This window comes from Variovorax humicola (assembly GCF_037889915.1).
Lineage (GTDB): Bacteria > Pseudomonadota > Gammaproteobacteria > Burkholderiales > Burkholderiaceae_C > Variovorax > Variovorax humicola.
Genome location: NZ_JBBKZV010000012.1, coordinates 64,997 through 82,005, shown reverse-complemented (window position 1 = coordinate 82,005; position 17,009 = coordinate 64,997). Strand labels below are relative to the sequence as shown.

18 protein-coding genes and 1 pseudogene are annotated in these 17,009 nt (G+C 66.7%); 10 read left to right on the top strand and 9 right to left on the bottom strand.

Annotated features, from left to right (window positions below; genetic code table 11):
* Positions 1–67: 67 nt before the first annotated feature.
* On the bottom strand, positions 68–448 hold the full coding sequence (locus tag WKW80_RS19575; protein ID WP_340365241.1) for a hypothetical protein: 381 nt from the start codon (positions 446–448) through the stop codon (positions 68–70).
* A 125-nt stretch (positions 449–573) separates the two neighbouring features.
* Here WKW80_RS19575 and WKW80_RS19570 point away from each other — a divergent pair, with 125 nt between their 5' ends.
* A complete protein-coding gene (locus tag WKW80_RS19570; RefSeq protein ID WP_340365240.1) occupies positions 574–1,263 on the top strand; it encodes a DUF899 family protein in 690 nt (229 codons plus the stop codon).
* Between the two features lie 154 nt (positions 1,264–1,417).
* Here the strand turns inward: WKW80_RS19570 and ylqF are convergent, their stop codons facing one another.
* The gene (ylqF, locus tag WKW80_RS19565; protein WP_340365239.1) at positions 1,418–2,431 is read right to left on the bottom strand and encodes a ribosome biogenesis GTPase YlqF; all 1,014 of its coding nucleotides are present in this window, start codon (positions 2,429–2,431) and stop codon (positions 1,418–1,420) included.
* Between the two features lie 368 nt (positions 2,432–2,799).
* On the opposite strand from ylqF, the gene WKW80_RS19560 reads away from it, so the two are divergent.
* The 3 genes from WKW80_RS19560 to WKW80_RS19550 are packed head-to-tail and all read left to right on the top strand — an operon-like array spanning position 2,800 to position 5,568.
* Positions 2,800–3,792, top strand: coding sequence for a substrate-binding domain-containing protein (locus WKW80_RS19560; RefSeq protein ID WP_340365238.1), 993 nt, complete (start codon positions 2,800–2,802; stop codon positions 3,790–3,792).
* 4 nt (positions 3,793–3,796) lie between these two features.
* Positions 3,797–4,537, top strand: coding sequence for an ATP-binding cassette domain-containing protein (locus tag WKW80_RS19555; protein ID WP_340365237.1), 741 nt, complete (start codon positions 3,797–3,799; stop codon positions 4,535–4,537).
* On the top strand, positions 4,534–5,568 hold the full coding sequence (locus tag WKW80_RS19550) for an ABC transporter permease (protein ID WP_340365236.1): 1,035 nt from the start codon (positions 4,534–4,536) through the stop codon (positions 5,566–5,568). The genes WKW80_RS19555 and WKW80_RS19550 overlap by 4 nt, the downstream gene beginning before the upstream one ends.
* Before the next feature lie 14 nt (positions 5,569–5,582).
* Here WKW80_RS19550 and WKW80_RS19545 read toward each other — a convergent pair whose 3' ends face one another.
* The gene (locus WKW80_RS19545) at positions 5,583–6,917 is read right to left on the bottom strand and encodes an NAD(P)/FAD-dependent oxidoreductase (protein ID WP_340365235.1); all 1,335 of its coding nucleotides are present in this window, start codon (positions 6,915–6,917) and stop codon (positions 5,583–5,585) included.
* Positions 6,918–7,093: 176 nt separating this feature from the next.
* On the opposite strand from WKW80_RS19545, the gene WKW80_RS19540 reads away from it, so the two are divergent.
* From WKW80_RS19540 to WKW80_RS19530, 3 genes are all read left to right on the top strand, one after another.
* Positions 7,094–8,710 (top strand): DUF4139 domain-containing protein, encoded by a 1,617-nt coding sequence (locus tag WKW80_RS19540; RefSeq protein WP_340365234.1) that lies wholly within the window; start codon positions 7,094–7,096, stop codon positions 8,708–8,710.
* Between the two features lie 37 nt (positions 8,711–8,747).
* Positions 8,748–9,386 (top strand): LysE/ArgO family amino acid transporter, encoded by a 639-nt coding sequence (locus WKW80_RS19535; RefSeq protein WP_422822925.1) that lies wholly within the window; start codon positions 8,748–8,750, stop codon positions 9,384–9,386.
* 311 nt (positions 9,387–9,697) lie between these two features.
* Positions 9,698–10,126, top strand: a complete 429-nt coding sequence (locus WKW80_RS19530; protein WP_340365232.1) for a CBS domain-containing protein — start codon at positions 9,698–9,700, stop codon at positions 10,124–10,126.
* A 55-nt stretch (positions 10,127–10,181) separates the two neighbouring features.
* Here the strand turns inward: WKW80_RS19530 and WKW80_RS19525 are convergent, their stop codons facing one another.
* The gene (locus WKW80_RS19525; RefSeq protein ID WP_340365231.1) at positions 10,182–10,601 is read right to left on the bottom strand and encodes a hypothetical protein; all 420 of its coding nucleotides are present in this window, start codon (positions 10,599–10,601) and stop codon (positions 10,182–10,184) included.
* A gap of 196 nt (positions 10,602–10,797) precedes the next feature.
* Between WKW80_RS19525 and WKW80_RS19520 the strand changes: the two genes are divergently transcribed.
* Positions 10,798–12,477 carry an AMP-binding protein gene (locus WKW80_RS19520; RefSeq protein WP_340365230.1) on the top strand — a complete coding sequence of 560 codons (1,680 nt, stop codon included), beginning with the start codon at positions 10,798–10,800 and terminating at the stop codon, positions 12,475–12,477.
* 28 nt (positions 12,478–12,505) lie between these two features.
* Here the strand turns inward: WKW80_RS19520 and WKW80_RS19515 are convergent, their stop codons facing one another.
* A complete protein-coding gene (locus WKW80_RS19515; RefSeq protein WP_340365229.1) occupies positions 12,506–12,793 on the bottom strand; it encodes a putative quinol monooxygenase in 288 nt (95 codons plus the stop codon).
* Between the two features lie 13 nt (positions 12,794–12,806).
* Positions 12,807–13,151 carry a hypothetical protein gene (locus WKW80_RS19510; RefSeq protein WP_422822924.1) on the bottom strand — a complete coding sequence of 115 codons (345 nt, stop codon included), beginning with the start codon at positions 13,149–13,151 and terminating at the stop codon, positions 12,807–12,809.
* On the opposite strand from WKW80_RS19510, the pseudogene WKW80_RS37340 reads away from it, so the two are divergent.
* A pseudogene (locus WKW80_RS37340) lies at positions 13,141–13,242 on the top strand (hypothetical protein); the annotation flags it as partial. The gene WKW80_RS19510 and the pseudogene WKW80_RS37340 sit on opposite strands and share 11 nt — an antisense overlap.
* A 200-nt stretch (positions 13,243–13,442) precedes the next feature.
* Here WKW80_RS37340 and WKW80_RS19505 read toward each other — a convergent pair.
* Positions 13,443–14,357, bottom strand: a complete 915-nt coding sequence (locus tag WKW80_RS19505; protein WP_340365227.1) for an SDR family oxidoreductase — start codon at positions 14,355–14,357, stop codon at positions 13,443–13,445.
* A 125-nt stretch (positions 14,358–14,482) separates the two neighbouring features.
* Between WKW80_RS19505 and WKW80_RS19500 the strand changes: the two genes are divergently transcribed.
* Positions 14,483–14,842 carry an HPF/RaiA family ribosome-associated protein gene (locus tag WKW80_RS19500; protein ID WP_340365226.1) on the top strand — a complete coding sequence of 120 codons (360 nt, stop codon included), beginning with the start codon at positions 14,483–14,485 and terminating at the stop codon, positions 14,840–14,842.
* Positions 14,843–14,913: 71 nt separating this feature from the next.
* Here WKW80_RS19500 and WKW80_RS19495 read toward each other — a convergent pair whose 3' ends face one another.
* Complete coding sequence (locus WKW80_RS19495) at positions 14,914–15,294, bottom strand: response regulator (protein ID WP_340365225.1); 381 nt, start codon at positions 15,292–15,294, stop codon at positions 14,914–14,916.
* An 88-nt stretch (positions 15,295–15,382) separates the two neighbouring features.
* Positions 15,383–16,936 carry a glutamate--cysteine ligase gene (gshA, locus tag WKW80_RS19490; protein ID WP_340365224.1) on the bottom strand — a complete coding sequence of 518 codons (1,554 nt, stop codon included), beginning with the start codon at positions 16,934–16,936 and terminating at the stop codon, positions 15,383–15,385.
* Positions 16,937–17,009: the final 73 nt, after the last annotated feature.

Below are 17,009 nucleotides of genomic sequence, written 5' to 3'. Positions count from 1 at the left end.
GAGATAAGTTTCGCGTGGATGAAGATGGCACGGGCGCCACCTTCGCCTCTCCGACGGGCCGATCCTGCTAGTGTCGGCCACCGCCGCCACCCCCGTGGCCGCCCCAGCCTCCGCCGCGGCCACCGGGCCCAGCATATCCGCGCCCCCAGCCCGGCCGCGACCCGTAGCCGTAATACCCGCGACCGCCGTAGCCGTAGTACGGGTAGCGGCCATACCAGCCATAGGGCCTGTAGCAGCAGCCGCCGTAATAGGCGCCGTAGTAGGCGCCGCTCAAGTACAGCGACGGCGCCCAGTAGGTGTCGCCGTAGTACCCCGAATAGGCGTACGGGTAAGCGTAGCCACCCGCCGGCACGGCGACGCAGCCGCCGAGAGCGAGCAGGCCACCAAAAACCAAGGCCAGCGCCGAGGCCATCGTCATGGCCCGACCGAATCGATGCGTGCGTTTCATTCGCAACTCCTTCGCGAGCAACCGCGACTGCGCCCATTGAACGCCGCACTGTCGCATGTGTTGACAGTACTTGCCCGCACATCTGCGCGGCGCGATCATCCGCCGCGAAAGGAGCGAAAAACGTGATGGCACTTCAGCCCGCCTCCGAACTCGCGGCCGCCGCGAGCAAGCCCTACCCCAACGACAGCGCCGAGTACCGCGCGGCGCGCACCGCGCTGCTCGCGGAAGAGATCGAGCTCCGGCGGCACATCGAGCGCGTGGCCGCCCAGCGGCGTGCGCTGCCGCCGGGCGGCGAGCCACCCGACTACGCGTTCCAGGACGCGACCGGCAAGACCCTGGGCCTGGGTGATCTGTTCGGCGCGCACGACACGCTGGTCACCTACTTCTGGATGTTCGGACCGCAGCGCGAGCGGCCGTGTCCGATGTGCACGGCTTTCCTGGGCGCCCTCGATACGCCGGCGCGCGACATCGGCCAGAAGGTCGCGATGGCAGTGATCGGGCGCTCCCCTGTCTCGCGACAACTCGCGTTCGCGCGCGAGCGCGGCTGGCGCAATCTCAAGTTCTACGCCACGGTCGGCGACGACTTCGCGCGCGACTATCGCGGCCTCGCGCCGGACGGCAGCGAATGGCCTGCGCTCGACGTGTGGGTGAAACGCGATGGCCGGGTACGGCACTTCTGGGCCAGCGAACTCGGCGGCACCCAGGACCCCGGCCAGGACCCGCGGGGTGCGCCGGACCCGACGCCGCTGTGGAACATCCTCGACCTCACGCCCGCAGGGCGCGGCACCGACTGGTATCCGAAGCTGGAGTATTGAAACCACCCCGATGCGCCTGCGGCACCTCCCCCCTCGAGGGGGCGCACCCGGCGGCCCGGCGAAAGCCGGTTCCGCGATCCCTGGAATTTGGCGGCGCCGATCTCGATGCGTCGGGGTCGCGCGGGGCGCGGCGGAGCATCTGACACGAGGCCGCTCAGGGCGTGTCGCCGGGCGCGGGTTGCTGTGCTGGCTCCGGCGGTGCCCGCTCAGGCGCTGACGGCTGCGACGACTGCGGCGCCTCACCGCGTTGCGGCGCTTTCTTCTTCAGGCGCGCGGCCTTCTTCGCGGCGCGCTCGGCATCCGCCTGAAGCCCTGCCGCCAACCACTGCGAGAACTCCTCCGGCGTTTCCAGCGTGATGCGGCCCATGCTGCCGTTGCGGAATTCGTGCATCACAATTTCGGCTGCCTTCTGCAGGTTGACCTTGCCCTTGCCGAGCAGCGCGCCGCGCTTGCGGCCGACCGCTTCGAGCGCCTCTTCGTCGGAGAGTGGCGCGATCGGTTCGGTGAGCTTGAAGCGCGCCTCGACCAGGCCGGCGTAGTGCGTCTTCAGCGTGGCCAGCAATTCCAGCGCGACCTCCTCCTCATCGTAGGCATTGCGCCCTACCGCGCCGCTGGCCGCAAGGTTATAGCCGCTCTTGGGCACGACGATGCGCGGCCAGAGCATGCCGGGGGTGTCCCAAAGATAGAAGTCGTCGGCCAGAACGATGCGCTGCTCCAGCTTGGTGATGCCGGCCTCGTCGCCGGTCTTCGCCTTCTTCGTGCCGGTCATGGTGTTGATGAGAGTCGACTTGCCCACGTTGGGAATGCCGCAGATCAGCACGCGCATCGGCTTGGCCATGCCGCCGCGGCTCGGCGCGAGTTCGTGACAGGCCGCGATGAGGCGCTGGGCCGGCGTGGCCAGGCTCGCATCGAGCCCGATGGCGCGCGTGTCCGGTTGCGCGTTGTAGTGCGCGAGCCAGAGCGCGGTGCGCTCGGGGTCCGCCAGGTCCTGCTTGTTGAGCACCTTCAGGCCGGGCTTGTGGCCGGTGAGGTCGGCCAGCATCGGGTTGGCGCTCGAACCGGGGAGCCGCGCGTCGAGCAATTCGATTACCACGTCGATGTCCTTGACGCGCTCGCTGATGGCCTTTTGCGTCACGTGCATGTGACCGGGGAACCATTGGATGGCCATCGTGTGTACTTTCTCTCACTCGGGTATTTGCGTGAAGGGATGCATTGTCGGCGACCCTGGAATTCGCTCGCATTTCAGTATTCCCCGCTATTGCGCGACCCGCGAACAGACCTCGCGGTGCTCGTCCTGGTTTCATGCGTTGCGGTCACGCGCCAGCGTGGTCAAAAACCGATATGAGCCCCTGCTGCCCTGTCGTGGCGGCTCCGACGCCGCGGCCCCGGGGTGCGGGTCTCCACGCTCGACACGCCCCGCCCCCGGTACTACAGTCCGCCTTCTCTTGGGTCACAGCAGCCCGCATGAGAATCCGCGCGGCTTGCCAGCGGTGCAAGAGAGCTTGTCAGTGCATATCCAAAAATGAAGGAGACGCAATGAAAAAGTCGATGCTTGTGTTCATGGGCGCGGCGCTGGCCGCCCTCCTTGTCGCCACACCGGCGATGGCCCAGAAGAAAACGCTCGCTGTGGTCGTGAAGGGCCTGGACAACCCCTTCTTCACGGTGCTCGGCGATGGCTGTGCGCTGTGGAACAAGGAAAACCCCACCTCCGAGTACACCTGCCTGTACACCGGCCCGGCATCGAGCGCCGATGAAGCCGGCGAGGTGCAGATCGTCGAGGACCTTATCAACAAGGGCGTGGCCGGCATCGCCATCTCGCCATCGAACGCGCCGGCCATGGGCAACATGCTCAAGGCCAAGGCGCCGAAAATGCCGATCATGACCATCGATGCCGATCTCGCGGCGGCGGACCGGTCGCTGCGCAAGACCTACCTCGGCACCAACAACTACGACATGGGCGTGCTCATGGCCAAGCACCTGAAGGCGCTCAATCCCAAGGGCGGCACGGTGTGCATGCAACTCGGCAACGTGGCGGCCGACAACATCAACCAGCGCGCCGCAGGGTTCCGCGACACCGCCAGCGGCAAGAAGGGCATCGACCGCCTGAAGGGCGAAGGCGGATGGACCGAGATCGCCGGCTGCCCGCTGTTCACCAATGACCAGATCGACCTGGCCAACCAGCAGATGTCCGACGTGTTCACCAAGAACCCGACGCTGAACGCGTTCATCCTGGTGGGCGGCTGGGCGCAGTTCGGGCCGTCGGCCTATGCGCAAGTGACCGACCAGGTCATGGCCAAGCTCAAGTCGAAAGAGCTGATCATCATCGCCGGCGACACGCTGCCGCCGCAGCTCGACGCGCTGAAGGCGGGCCGCAGCCATGCGCAGATCGGCCAGCGGCCGTTCGAGATGGGCCACCGCGCGCCGGCCGTGCTGATCGACCTCATCGGCGGAAAGAAGGTGGCGGATCCGCTCTACACGGGGCTGGACGAATGCGTGCCGACCAACCTGGACAAGTGCCCGGCGAAGTAGCGGCATGGCTGTCCTGGAGCTCAGCGGAGTCTCCAAGCACTTTGGCGCCATCCAGGCGTTGACTGACGTGTCCCTGTCGCTGCGGGCCGGCGAGGTGGTCGGCTTGATGGGCGACAACGGGGCCGGCAAGTCGACGCTCGTGAAGATCGTCGCCGGCAATTACCCGCCGAGCGACGGCACGCTGGCCATGGACGGCCGCAAGGTCGCCTTTCACAAGCCTGCCGATGCGCGCGGCGAAGGCATCGAGATCGTCTACCAGGACCTGGCCCTCTGCGACAACCTCACGGCCGCGGAAAACGTGTACCTCGGCCGCGAGCTGCGGCGCGGCGTCGGGCCGTTCAAGATCCTGGATTACCGCGCGATGTACCAGCGTGCCGGCGAACTTTTCGCCGAACTCAAGTCGGAGACGCGGCCGCGCGACCTGGTGCGCCGCATGTCCGGCGGCCAGCGGCAGGCGGTGGCGATCGCGCGCACGCGCCTGGCCGACCCGAAGATCGTGCTCATGGACGAGCCCACCGCCGCAATCAGCGTGCGGCAGATCACCGAAGTGCTCAACCTGATACGGCGCCTGCGCGACCACGGCATCGCCGTGGTGCTCATCAGCCATCGCATGCCCGACGTGTTCGCCGTGGCCGACCGCATCGTCGTGCTGCGGCGCGGCGCAAAGGTCACGGACAAGCCCATTGCGCAAAGCTCGCCCGAGGAAGTGACCGGGCTCATCACCGGCGCGATCGAAACGGCATGACATCGCAAGACAAAAGTCTCGCGGAATCGATCGACCGGCGCGTGCACCGCACCTGGCTCAGCTGGCTCATGAGCCAGCAGACCTTCTGGGTCTCGGTCGCCGCGGTGGTGGCATTCGTGGTGCTGTCGCTGGCCAGCGACGTTTTCGCGACGCAGCAGAACCTGTTCAACGTGACGCGGAACTTCGCCTTCGTCGCAATCATCGCGATCGGCATGACCGCCGTGATCATCACCGGCGGCATCGACCTGTCGGTGGGTGCCGTGCTGGTGCTGTCGGGCATGGTGATCGGCATGGCGATGAGCGAGGGCATGTCGATCTGGATGGCGGTGCCGCTCGCGCTCGGAACGGCCTTGCTGGTGGGTGCGATCAACGGCTTCATGATCGCCTACATCGGCGTGCCGCCGTTCGTGGTGACGCTGGGCATGCTGTCCATCGCGCGCAGCCTGGCGATGGTGCTGTCGAACAACCGCATGGTGTACCAGTTCGGGCCGGACCAGCCGAAGCTGCTCGCGCTGGGCGGCGGCTTCGTCAACCTTTCGCTGCCCCTTGTCGACCCGATTCGCGTGCCGAGCCCGGTGCTGTTCCTGATCGTGCTGCTGGTGTTCGCCACCTTTGCCTTCCGCTGGACACGGTGGGGGCGGCACCTCTACGCCATCGGCGGCAACGAGCGCGCCTCGACCATGACCGGCGTACCGGTCAAGCTCGTCAAGGTCAGCGTCTACATGTTCTGCAGCCTCTGCGCGGGCATCGCGGGCATCCTGGAAGTGGGCTGGCTGGGCACGGTGACCACGAGCCTCGGCCAGGGCATGGAACTGTCGGTGATTGCCGCATCGGTGATCGGCGGGACCAATCTTGCGGGCGGCATCGGCACCGCGTTCGGCGCGGTGGTCGGCGCCGCCCTGATCGAGGTCATCCGCAACAGCCTGATCCTGCTGGGCATCAGCACGTTCTGGCAGGGTACGTTCGTCGGCAGCTTCATCATCGTCGCGGTGCTGTTCGACCGGCTTCGCGCGCGCAACGCCAACGAGTAGGGCCGCGCGCGCGATCAATCCGTCTTGAGGATGGTCTCGCCGCGCAATTGCCCCATGTCCCGGATATTGAACCGATGGCGCTTCCAGCCGGCATACGTGCGTCGCCAGTTGAGCATGGACACGAAGTAGTACACGACCTTGAACATCCATAGCGAGCGACGGTAGGCGCGTCCCTGGTGGATGTCGGCAGCGAGCAGCGACATCAGGCCTTGCTTCACGTTGAAGATGTTCTGCGGATGCATGAACATGTCGCGGATCGTCGGATTCGTGACACGGTAGATGAACCACGAATAGTCGCGCGGGCCGACGCGGAAACGCTTCTCCAGCGCCTCGCGCGCCGCGGGCAGCGCGGCCGGCCGGTCGAGCGCCGTCTGCACCAGTTGAGCGCCATCGAAGGCGCTCTGCATCGCCAGGAACACGCCGGAGGAGAACATCGGATCGATGAAGGTGTACGCATCGCCCACCATCAGGTAGCGCTCGCCGGTGGCATGCGTGCTGGCGTACGAGAAGTTGCCTGTGGCATGCACTGCGTCGTCGACGAGCGTCGCGTCCTTCAGGCGATCGTGCAATTCAGGACACAGCGCGATCGTGTCGAAGAAGTAATCCTTCAAGGGCTTGTCGCGCGCCTTCAGGTAGTAGGCCCAGCACACTGCGCCGACACTGGTCGTGCCGTCCGCCAGTGGGATGAACCAGAACCAGCCGTGCTCGAACCAGCAGATGCTGATGTTGCCTTCGCGCTTGCCCTCCAGCCGGCGCGCGCCGCGGAAATGACCGAACAGGGCCGTGCTGTTGTGCTTCTGGTTCTTTTTCTTGCACTGGAGCTTGTTCGCCAGCAGCGTGTCGCGGCCGCTGGCGTCGACGATGAAGCGAGCGCGCCATGTGCGCCTTGCCCCATCGTCGAGCGTGGCCTGGACGGTGGCGCCGTCATCGTCGAAGTCCACCTGGCGCACCTTGGCGCCTTCCATGGCGAGCGCTCCCGATCTGGCGGCATTGCGGAACAGCAGTTCGTCGAGTTCGGAGCGCCGCACCTGCCACGCCGAATCCTTCGACGGGTCCCATCCTTCGGAAAAGTCCACGTAGCTGCAGTAGTCGAGGTCGGGCGGCACAAACTCGATGCCGAACTTGGGCATCCCGATTTTCTCGACCTCCTCTCGCACACCCAGCTTGTCGAACAGCTCGACGTTGCCTGGCAGCAGCGATTCGCCGATGTGAAAGCGGGGGTGGTGTTCCTTTTCGAGCAACACCACATTGCGTCCCTCGCGCGCAAGTAGCGTGGCGATGGTCGAGCCTGCAGGCCCTCCGCCAATGACAAGCACGTCGCAATTCTGAATCTCTTGAGTCGCATGCATGGGGGCCGTGTTCTCCTGTTCGGGTGGACCGCTGGTGCGGTCGTTCGCCCGCATTATCGACACAGCCTCGCTCGGCGGCGGAAGTTGCACTGCGCCGCCGCACTCCTTTTTCGCGGCGGTTAACCCGCTTCGGGAGGGCGCACCGTACAAGCTCGTTCATCACTCCCGAGGTCACCATGCCGCTACCGTTCGCCCTTTGTCGCTGCGCCATCGCTCTGGCGCTTTCACCCTTGCTGGCCCTCGAGGCACATGCTGATTCGCGCATCACGCAGGTCAAGGTCTACCCCGGCAGTGCCACGGTCGAGCGCGTGGCGCGCGTCGCGGCGGGGAGCCGGACGCTCACCTTCACCTGCCTGCCAGCGGGCCTCGACGCGCAGAGCATCCAGGTGAGCGCCGACGCGGCGGTGCGCCTTGGCGAAACCTCGGTCCTGACCGAACCGCGCGCACTCTCCGCCGATTGCGCCCTGAATGCGCTTGACGGCCGCATCCGCGCACTGGAAGACCAGAAGGCCGCGCTGCAATCCGAGAGCGAAGCGCTGGACCTGGTGACGGGCTACCTCAAGGGCATCACCGCGCACGGCGCCAATGGCACGGCCGGCGAAGGCATGCCGCTCCTGCGTGCTGCGCCCGACGCAAAGTCCGTCGCGGCCACGGCCGAAGCACTGCGCCGCACCGGCCAGGATTCACTGCAGAAGCAGTACCTGCTGAAGCGCCGCCAGACCGAACTGGACAAGCAGCTCGCGCCCCTCGTCGCCGAGCGCAGCCGGTCGCAGGGCCAGGGCGGCAACGTGACGACAGTGACCGTCACGCTGGCCGCCGCTCGCGATGCCGACGTGACGCTCAGCTACCAGGTGGCCGGCCCGGGCTGGTCGCCGGCGTACCGGGCGCTGCTCGACACCGCCACCCGCAAGATCCGCATCGAACGGCAGGCACTGGTCGCGCAATCGACCGGTGAGGACTGGCGCGGCGTGAAGCTCACGCTCTCCACCGGCCAGCCGCGCCGGGAAACCGCGGGCCGCCTGCCGGCCCCGTGGCGCATCGGCATCGTCGAGCCGGCTCCGCGCGAGCGCAGCGCCTATCCGAGCGCGCCGATGGCGGCGGCAGCGCCCGCGCCGATGATGAAGTCCGCCATGGACCGGCTCGACGAGCCGGTGTTCGACGTGAGCGTGTTCAACAACAGCTTTGCGACCGAATTTTCCGTACCGAACGCCGTCGACGTGCCCTCCAGCGGCCATCGCGTCGGACTGGCGCTCGGGCAGGTCGAGGACACGGTCAAGCTCGCAGCCCGCACCAGTCCGCAGGTCGACGCGAGCGCCTTCCTCATCGCCGACATGGCACCGCCCGAAGGCGTGTGGCCGGCCGGGCCGCTGCAGCTGTATCGCGACGGCTCCTTTGTCGGCAACGGGCAGTGGACAGCGCCGGGCGATGCGCGCGTGACCCTGTCGTTCGGCCGCGACGAACTGGTGCGCGTCCAGGCCGAGCCCGAGCGCGACAACCAGGGCACGGGCGGCTTCGTCGGCTTGCGTGCCGAGCGCAAGCTGCAGCGCGGCTACGTGGTGGTGAACCGCCACCGCACGCCCATCGCGGTTCAGGTGCTCGAGGCGGCTCCGGTGTCGGTGAACGACGCCGTACAGGTCAGCGCCGCCTTCCAGCCGAAGCCTGCCGAGCGCGAGTGGAACAGGCAGCCCGGCATGACGATGTGGTCCTTCGACCTCGCCGCCGGCGACAGCGCCCGCGTGGCGGCCGACTACACGATCAGCTATCCGAAGGACGCGCGGGTTTCGATGCGGTAAATACCGCGCCTCGCGGGTGACGACAATGCGGGGCCGCATGCCTCCACCCGCCACCGCCCTCCTCCCTGGCTTCGTGACTGCCTTCCTGACCGGCTTTGGCATCACCCTCGGCCTGATCGTCGCGATCGGCGCACAAAACGCCTTCGTGCTGCGGCAGGGGCTGCGGCGCGAGCAGGTCGGGCCGGTGGTGGCGTTTTGCGCATTGGCCGACACCTTGCTCGTCATGGCCGGCGTCTGGACCATGGGGAGCCTGCGCACGGCGATCCCGGCACTGGCCCCGGCGCTCACGCTGGGCGGCGCGCTGTTCCTGTTCGGCTATGGCCTGCTTGCGTTGCGACGGGCCCGGAAACCACAAGCGCTGAGAGCCGCGCAAGGCCTCCCGGAGCCCGCGTCGCGCGCCCGCGTGCTCGCGCAGACGGCGGCGTTTACGCTGCTGAACCCGCATGTGTATGTCGACACGGTGCTGTTGGTCGGCTCGGTCGGCGCACAAGAGGTGGGCGCCGCGCGCATCGGCTTCGTGACCGGCACCGCAATGGCCAGCACGGCCTGGTTTGCACTGCTGGGCTTCGGTGCGCGAATGCTCGCGCCGCTGTTCGCCAACCCGGTGGCATGGCGCTGGCTCGACGCGCTCGTGGGCTCGATGATGCTGGCGCTCGGCATCGTGCTGCTGACATGAAACACCCCCGATGCGCCTGCGGCGCCTCCCCCTCAGGGGGCGCACCCGGCGGCCCGGCAAAGCCGGTTCCGCGGGTGCCCACGAATTGACTTCGCGTGCTCGTCGTGGATTTATGCGTCGCGAGTCACGCGATGGCGTGGTGGCGGCACCGTTGCAGCCAATTCCAAGCGAAAACTGTATACGAAGGTATTGCAATTTGATTGCAATGCCCCCTTTGTTGCGAATTGCAATGGCGGTGTCGCCAGTGCCGCCTATGATTTGTCAGGCGCGACCCTTGCGTGTGTCGCCATCATGATCCAGAGGAGAACCCGATGAAACCCGTCTCAGAGTTGCTCAAGCGCCGTGGCCCCGCCCTGTTCCATATTGCACCCGACACCACCGTGTTTGACGCGCTGCATGTGCTGGCCAGGCACGAGGTGGGCGCGCTGCTGGTGATAAGCGAGGGCAAGCTGGTCGGGGTGCTCTCCGAGCGCGACTACACGCGCAAGGTAGCGCTGCTGGGCAAGAACTCGAAAGAGATGAAGGTGTCGGAGATCATGACGGCCAACGTGATCACCGTGACCTCGAAATCGAACACGGTCGAGTGCATGAACCTGATGAGCCAGAAGCGCATCCGCCATTTGCCGGTGATCGATGGCACCACCATCATCGGCATGATCTCGATTCGCGACCTGATGGACGACATCATTGCCGACCACGAGCAGACCATCGAGCAACTGACTACCTACATCCAGAGTTGAGCCCGGGCCGACCGGGCGAACGCATCGCGCACCCGGGTCGGCGGCCCATCGTCCCCTAGCGGCGGCCGTTCGGGCTGAACCTCAGCCAGCCATTCGCGCCGCGCACGCAAACGCCGACAAGTGATTCCCCGCCTGGCCCCCGGGTCTGCAGGCGGTCGCCTTCCGCACGGCCGTCGCACACGCTGCGCAGGTCGACCACGGGCTCGCCTTGTGCTTGTGCTTGCGCCATGGGAACCTGCGCGGGTGCAGGCGCCGCGCCGTCCGGTGTGGCCGCAGGGGTTGGCTCCGATGTGGCGGCAGGTGTAGCGGCTGATGCGGCCGCTGGTGTGGGCGGTATGTCCGCCGGTGTGGGTGCCGGTGCGGACTGCGGTGCAGGTGGCGGCGGGGGCGGTGCAGGCGGCGGGGGCGGCGGCGTGGTGCAGCCCTGCAAAGCCGCACAGGCCAGCAGGCAAACCATCAGATGCCGAACGTTCATGACCAATCTCCTTCGATGCTTGCGCATTTCGCGGCTGGCCCGCACCTTAACGCGACTCCGCCGCGGTTTTGCAAAAACGAGAAACGAAAGCAAGAGCGTTGCCAATGCGCATGATGGCCGGCAAAAGCGCTGGACCCGCGGGCGCCTTCGCCCCTAAGCTCGGCGCCGGATTTTCAACGCAAGGCAAGGAGCTTCAATGGCCGAGATTTCCGGCGACAGCCTGCCACTGCCTCGCCTCTATCACTGGGAGCGCACGGTGCCGCAGCGCGTCATCCTGACGCAGCCCGTCGGCGGCGGCCAGTTGCAGCACTTCACTTGGGCGCAAGTGGCCGACCAGGCGCGGCGCATGGCCGCCTGGCTGCAGGCCCAAGGCTGGGAGCCGGGCTCCAGGATCGGCATCTTCTCGAAGAACTGCGCCTGGTGGCTGCTCAGCGACCTGGCCATCTGGATGGCCGGCCATGTGTCGGTGCCGCTCTATCCCACGCTGGCGGCCGACTCCATCCGCCTGATCCTGGACCACAGCGGAGCCCGGGCCTGTTTCATCGGCAAGCTCGACGGCTGGATGTCGATGCGGCGCGGCATTCCCGACGACATGCCGTGCGTCTGCCTTCCGCTCGCGCCGGCCGATGCCATTGCCCGCTACGAGAGCTGGGACGCCATCTGCGCGCGGCAGCTGCCGATGCAGGGCGAGGTGCAGCGCCGCGCCGACGAACTGGCCACGGTGATCTACACCTCGGGCACCACCGGCCGCCCCAAGGGCGTGATGCACAGCTTCGGCACGCTGGCCTGGGCCGCGCAGGCCGGCAAGAAACAGGTGCCCCGCTTCGAATCGGACCGGGTGCTGTCGTACCTGCCGCTGGCCCACGTCGCGGAACGGGTACTGGTCGAACAGGGCTGGCTCGCGACCGGCATGCACATCTACTTCGCAGAAAGCCTGGAGACCTTCGCCACCGACCTCGTCCGCGCCAGGCCGACGCTGTTCTTCTCCGTGCCGCGCCTGTGGGTCAAGTTCCAGCAGGGCGTGCTCACGCACATGCCGGCCGAACGGCTCGACCTGTTGCTGCGCATTCCGCTGGTTGGCCGCGTCGTGCGCAAGAAGATCCTGGGCGCACTCGGGCTCGACCAATGCCGGGTGGCGGGGGGCGGCGCCGCGCCAATGCCGCTGGCGCTGCTGCAGTGGTATCGGCGCCTCGGCTTGCCGATCAACGAGGCCTACGGCATGACCGAGAACCTGGCCGTCTCGCACTGCACCGTGCCGGGCCTGAACCAGGAAGGCACCGTTGGCCCGGTCAGTGAAGGCGTCGAGGCGCGCATCGATCCGGTCACCAGCGAAATCCAGATGCGCAGCCCCGGCCTTATGCTCGGCTACTACAAGGAACCCGAGTTGACGCGCGAGGCCTTCACCGACGACGGCTGGCTGCACACCGGCGACAAGGCAGAGATCGACGCGCAGAAATGCTGGCGCATCACCGGCCGAATCAAGGACCAGTTCAAGACAGCCAAGGGCAAGTACGTGGCGCCCGCGCACATCGAGGATCGCCTGTGCATGCATCCGGCCATCGAAACCTGCATGGTCGCCGGCGCCAACCTGGGCCAGCCGCTGGGGCTGGTGAGCCTGCTGTCGACGGCGTACGACACCGAAGCCGCGCAGCGGCAACTGGTGGCGCAAATGCGCGCGCATCTCGACGACATCAACGCCCGGCTCGACCCTCATGAGCAACTCGACTGCCTGGTGTTGCTGAAGACCCCTTGGACCGTCGACAACGGGTTCCTCACGCCGACCCTCAAGGTCAAGCGCATCCGCGTCGAGGAAGCCTATGGGCCGCGCTTCGAGGAATGGGTGCAGGCGGGCAGCAGGATCGTCCTTGCGGAGTGATCCGATGCCCGAACAGCGAAACCTGGATTCAGGCCAGCTGTGTCCAGGCAAGAATTTCCGGCGGCGCCCCGAATAGCGGCCCCGCCGCGGCCACCGCCGCGCCGACGTGCGGCGTGGTCATGTGCGCATCGGCCGCGGCCTTGTCGGTCCACGCCTCCACGGTCTGGAACACGTGCGGCGCTTCGGCCTGTCGATAGACCACGTAGGAGACGCAGTTCTTTTCCTCGCGCGACCTGGCCGACAACTCGGTCATGATGGCCAGCCCCTGCGCGGCGGCCTCAGGCTTGAAGGTAATGCGTGCAAGAACGTGGTGCATGGGTCCTGTCTCCTCAGTGCCCGAGGCCGCGCGACAGGCCGTCGGTGATCGTCGCCATCGAGTTTATGCCCTTGATCGTGCTCATGGCATTGGAACTCGCGTTGATGATCGTCTGATTGCTGATGTGCTGGTTGTTCAGCGTGTTCTGCACGATGGTGGCGCCCGCGCCGGGGTTGACCGACGGATCGACGATGTTGCCAGGTCCAGCCTGCACCAGGTTGAGCGCACGCATCTGTCGCTGTTGCGCGGCCTGGGCCGGCGTCAGCCTGCTCAGGTTGCCGAAGTCGAGCGTCGTTTGCGTGACCAGGTCGCCATTGACGTTGCCGTTATTCGTCGCGTAATTGCCAATGTTGGACACCGTGTTGCTGGCGCTGAACACCGCCCGGACCACCGCGGAGCGCGACGTGATCTGCCTCACGCTGAACCGCGTGGGCCGCAACATCACGCACGCCGCCCACGAACTCGGCGTCTCGCGCATGACGCTGTACCGCCTCATGGACAAGCACAGCATCGCGCTGGAAGCAGAGCCCCGCCAGCAATCACCCACGTGGGGCGCCGCCGCCAAGCCGATGCGCTCGGCGTCGACGAGCGCACGGGGTACGGAACCTCTTCCTGACCGCCTGCGCTTCGTGGTTGCGCAGGCGCGGCGTCAGGCCGGCACCAGCGCCGCCTGTGCCTTCCCGATCTCGTTGGCGACCTGCGCCGCGCCGCTCAGCGGCACCTGCTCGTTGGTGCGGTCCGTGACCTCGGCCAGCCGGGCCACCAGTTGCTCGGGCGAGTCGGCCTCGATGCCGATGTAGGCGCCGCTGGTGAGCGTGATGTGCGCGGCCTCGAAGCTGCCGGCACCCGCGCAAAGAATGGTGCGCGTGGGAGCGTCCTGGCTGGCCAGCGCCAGCATCGCGGGCACCACGGCCCCGGGCTGGAAGGCCGCCAGCAAGTCGGGCGGAAACAAGTCTTCGGTCATTCGCGTGGCGGCAGTGGGCGCCAGGCAGTTCACTCGGATGTCGTTCTTCGCGCCCTCGATGCTCAGCGTTTGCATCAGGCCCACGAGTGCCATCTTGGCCGCGCCGTAGTTGCTCTGGCCGAAGTTGCCGTACAGGCCCGACGACGACGAGGTCATCACGATGCGGCCGTATTTCTGTTCGTTCATCAAGGACCAGACGGCCTTGGTGCAGTTGACGGCGCCCATCAGGTGCACATCCATCACGAGCTTGAAGTCGGCCAGTTCCATCTTGCTGAAGCTCTTGTCGCGCAGGATGCCCGCGTTGTTGACGAGGATGTCGACCCGACCCCAGGCATCGACCGCCTGCTGCACCATGGCCTGCACGGCCTCGAAGTCGGTCACCGATGCCCCGTTGGCAATGGCTTCGCCGCCGGCGGCCTCGATTTCGTCGACCACGGCCTGCGCCGCGCTGACGGAACTGCCCGAACCATCGCGTGCACCGCCCAGGTCATTCACCACCACTTTGGCGCCCCGCGCCGCAAGGGCCAATGCATGTTGCCGGCCCAGCCCGCCACCCGCGCCGGTGACGATGGCCACGCGGCCCTTGAAATCGATTGACATAGTGCTCCTGTGGTTGCTTGCAAAAAGCATCGAATTTAACGGCATGCTCGGGCCGCGCGCAGTCACATCGGTTCATGATGGCGGCGACGCATGATCGGGAGTATTGAATTCACCAAGGAGGCTGCATGCAGATTCAAGTGAACGCCAGCAACGGCATCCAGAACAAGGAAGCACTGGAACGCTGGGCCGACGGGGAGATCCAGGGCATCCTGTCACGTTTCGTCGACGATGTAACACGCGTCGAGGTGCACATGAGCGGGGAGACGCCCGGCAAGAGCGGCGGCGGCGACAAGCGCTGCACGATGGAGGCACGGCTCGCGCATCACCAGCCGGTAGCGACCAGCCACGACGCACCTTCGCAGGACGAAGCGTTTCGCGGCGCCCTGGCCAAGCTCAAGCGCGTCGTCGAACACACGCTGGCACGGACCGACAACCACCGCGCTCGTGATTCGATACGCAAGGACGTCCCCACCACGCCCGAATGACGCGGCTTCGCCCGGTGGCGTTCGCAGTGCCGCCCGCCCAAGCCGCCCGCGCCGCCCGGGTACTGCGGCGGTCAATGCCGCGGGCTATGGCGCGATGCGAACCAGTCCACTAGCTGATCGAGTTCAGCGGACTTGTCAAAGAAGGCGTCGACGCCGAGCGCCTCCGACCGTTCGCGCATGTCGGTCGTCGCGTAGTTGGTGAGCACGATGACCTGCTGGTTCGCGCCTCGGTCGCGGCACGCCTTGATGACGCCGAACCCGTTGCCCTGCACGAGGAAGAGGTCGACGATGGCCAACTCCCATTCATCGCGATGCGCCTTCAGCCACGCAACGGCTTCGTTCTCCGACGCCGCGCAGGCGACGACCTGCGCCTCCGTGACTTCTTCCAAAAATCCGACGAGGTTTTCCCGGATGACGGAACTATCTTCCACGAGGTACGTCTTGCAGGCCATCAATGCAGGATGCGCGCCCGCGAGCGACTTTGCAGTGAGCCATGCGGGCCAATACGGGTAGGCCCACGCCTACCTTGTGAGCGCAGGACTACGCGGCCACCGCCGCCCGGCTGCGGATGCCCAGGCGTGCGGGCGAGATGTATTGCTCGCGATAGATCTCGAAGGGCATGGTGTCGGCCGCCTCGATCGCCGTCTGCGCGTCGATCGAATCCTGCGTCATCTGCTCGAAATGCGCGAGCTGGTGCGGCTCGAGCGCAAGGCCGAGCAAGGTCTGGCGAGTGAGCTCGGATTGCGCGCGCACGAATCCGATGAATGAGTTGCTGTGCTCGCGTGCCATCGCCGCGAGCACGCGCGCCGATGGCAGGCCGTCGGGGTTCTGGAGCGCCGCGGCCGCCGCGGCCAGCGCGGCGGCATAGTCGCTGCCACCGTGCGCCGCGTCGAGTGCGGCAGCGATCGGTGCGAACTCCTCGACCAGCGTCGCGCCCCATTCGGCGAGCGATACTTCGGCGCCGGCTTGCCGCAGTTTCAGCCCCGGCTCACGGCCGCGCGCCGCGGTCACATTCTGGTTGTGCGCCAGTTCGGCGATTTCCTGCGGCGTGTCGTCGGGGCTGTCGCTCAGCAGGCAGTGCAGCAGGAAGACATCGATGAAGCGCATGGTCTGCGCGGTGATGCCGACCGGCTCGAAGGGGTCGAGGTCCATCAGGCGCACTTCGACGTATTCGACGCCGCGCTCACGCAAGGCGTGCAGCGGGCGCTCGCCGGAATAGATCACGCGCTTGGGGCGGATGGTGCCGTAGAACTCGTTCTCGATCTGCAGCAGGCTGGTGGCGAGCTGGTTGTAGTCGCCGCCGAGGCTCTGGATGCCGATGGCCTCATAGGCCGGCCAGGGTTTGGTCAGCGCCTCCTGCAGCGAGGCGCCATAGCCGTCCAGGCTGTTGTAGCTCACGGCCAGCGAAGCCTGCGCCTCGCTCTGGTAGCCGAGGCGGCCCATGCGCAGCGAGGTGCCGTGCGGCATGTACATCGTGCCGCCATCGCCCAGCGGCTGCAATTCGTGCGGACGGCCGGCCACGAAGGTGGAACACAGGGCCGGCGAAGCGCCGAAAAGGTACAGCAGCAGGAAAGCGTGGCGGCGGAAGTTGCGGATCAGCGCGAAGTACTGTTCGCTCGACACCTCGGGCAGCGACCAGTTGTAGTGGATGCCGGAAATGGTCTGCATGCGGCGGCCATAACGGTTGCTCAACCCCATGCGGTAGACGCTCTTGGCACGGCCGACGTTGGACGAGCCATAGCGGCCGATTGGAATGGTTTCATCGGTCGGCAGGCCACAGGGCATGCTCGATACCCACAGGCGCTCGTCGCCGTGCTCGGCCAGCACGCGGTAGGTGAACTGGTGCACGTGCACCAGTTCGTCCAGCGCCGCTTCGGGGCTCGCATGCACGCCGGTGATCAACTCGAGTTGCGATTCGCTGAAGTCGGTTGTGATGTGCGGATGCGTGAGCGCCGAGCCCAGCGCCAATGGATGAGGCGTGAGCGCGAGCTTGCCGTCCGGCAGGGCCCGCAGGCTCTCTTTCTCGATGCCGCGCCGGATCCCCTTCAGCCGCGCGGGCGAGAGCGCATTCAACCGCTCCGTCAATTTGCTCATAGGTTCTTTTCCAACTCGGTTCTCTTGTGGGGCTGGAAGGTAGCACGGCCCGGCAATGCCCGCTGTCGTGCGT